Genomic DNA, 1,900 nt, shown 5'->3' with positions numbered 1-1,900 from the left:
ATCGAGTAGGAGGCAGTTCACACTGCCGACCTCTCACACCACCGTACGTACGGATCCGTATACGGCGGTTCAATAACTTAGGCACTTTGAATATACTGGAGCCTCTTGGAAAGGTTAATCAATCCAAGATGCTCCAGCTTTTCATTCGTCAGGGTGTAACAAAGCGTCTTGCTGTGGGCTGTCCGCCAGTAACCCTTACGGGTATTGGCGCAGGTGAATGCTTGTGCTTCAGACATCCCTAACTTCCGGAGCTTCTTGAAACGGGTTTTGATTTTCTTCCATGACTTCCAGATATATTGACGAATTCTCGAGCGGAGCCACTCATCCAAGCGTTGGATAAAGCTCTTCATGTGTCCGATCCCGTAGTACTGAAGCCAGCCTCTCATCTTCAATCGGATTTCTCCGAAAAGGACATCGAGACTGCGTCCACGGTTACGTTTGGTCATTTGCTTTAAAGCTCTTTTGACACGCCTCTTGGTTTTCATGCTTGGTCGCGCATAGGCACCGTTACGGGAGACCCCCAGGGAGAATCCCAGAAAGTTAAGCCTCAGCGGCGAACCCACCTGCGTCTTTTCCCGGTTGACCGTCACTTTTAGATCTTTTTCCAGAAACCTGGTGACACTGGCTAGAACTCGGTGTCCCGCGCGCCGGCTTCTGACATAGATGTTACAGTCATCCGCATAACGCACGAATTCGTGACCTCTTGCGGTAAGTAGCTTATCCAGTTCGTTGAGATAAATGTTGGCCAACAGAGGCGACAGATTCCCACCTTGCGGTGTTCCTTTGTCGGTTTTCTCAAAAAGTCGGTCGTTCATCACTCCACTCGTCAGGAATCTACGAATCAGATGCAAGAGCCACGGATCATCAATATATTGGCCAATAAATTTCATGAGAAGATCGTGATTGACCGTGTCAAAGTAGGCTTTCAGGTCTAAATCCACAACATGGTGATAGCCTCGATTGTAGAGCGACACCACTCGGTGGATCGCGTCATGAGCACTGCGATGCGGCCTGAACCCATAGCTATGATCTGAGAACACCCTTTCGAACCTTGGCATCATCACTTGAGCCACAGCCTGTTGGATCATCCGATCAACAACGGTCGGTATGCCGAGTTTGCGCTTGGAACCATCCGGTTTAGGGATTTCTACCCGTTTTACCGGAGCTGGTTTATAGGTTCCATTGCGCAATGATGCTAATAATTCTTGCCGATGTTCTTTAAGATAGGGCAGTGCTTCTTCTAGAGTCATTCCGTCAATTCCTGCCGCCCCCTTATTGCGCTTCACCCGAAGGTAAGCTTGATTCAGGTTCTTTCGCGACAGGACAAGTTCCATCATTGAAGTGCCATTCTCAGCTGTATTTTCACCAGAAGTCGTACTACGCGCCCCGGAGTACTCTTGGCCTTTCATGCCTACCCTCTTCCGGCGGTCAGCTTTATGTTCTGTTTTCTGCGATTGTCGCACGGCCTCCACCTCCAATATCAATGAGAATTATTATTGTTCGGTCCTTCGCTGCCAAAGGTAGCTACTATGACCTCGGCTGACTTCTGCATCATTCAGCCGCACATCACTGCGCAGTTTGTCGCTGTAGGACTTTTCATCCTTCTTGTTGGCAACCTATGATGCAGATCTCCCCGGGTAAGAGCGATAACCTTCGTGCCATGTAACTGCCAACTCTACTGCTCGTCATTTTGGGCGGTATCGGACTTTGGTTTGTTTAGCAACCTTATCCATGACGCACAGCCTTATAGCTGGTTCTTGTGCATCAGTTCAGCACTTTGCTTTAGACTTCCTTCAGATTCTCCCTCACGGGAGACACCCTTGTCCTCAGCTAGTAGTTCCGACCGCTACGGCCTACGACGGACTTTCACCGCCAAGTTATCGTCCATGCCGGGCGCACT

The 1,900-nt window shown here is 49.6% G+C and carries 1 protein-coding gene; it reads right to left on the bottom strand.

The annotated features are described in order from the left end of the window. Positions 1-77 precede the first annotated feature (77 nt). On the bottom strand, positions 78-1,409 hold the full coding sequence (gene ltrA / locus SIN01_RS14555) for a group II intron reverse transcriptase/maturase (protein WP_244935264.1): 1,332 nt from the start codon (positions 1,407-1,409) through the stop codon (positions 78-80). Positions 1,410-1,900: the final 491 nt, after the last annotated feature.

Origin of the sequence: Sporolactobacillus inulinus, from assembly GCF_006539285.1 — a bacterium.
Lineage (GTDB): Bacteria > Bacillota > Bacilli > Bacillales > Sporolactobacillaceae > Sporolactobacillus > Sporolactobacillus inulinus.
Note: the sequence above shows the minus strand (reverse complement) of the source record. Positions and strands in the feature narration are given on the sequence as shown.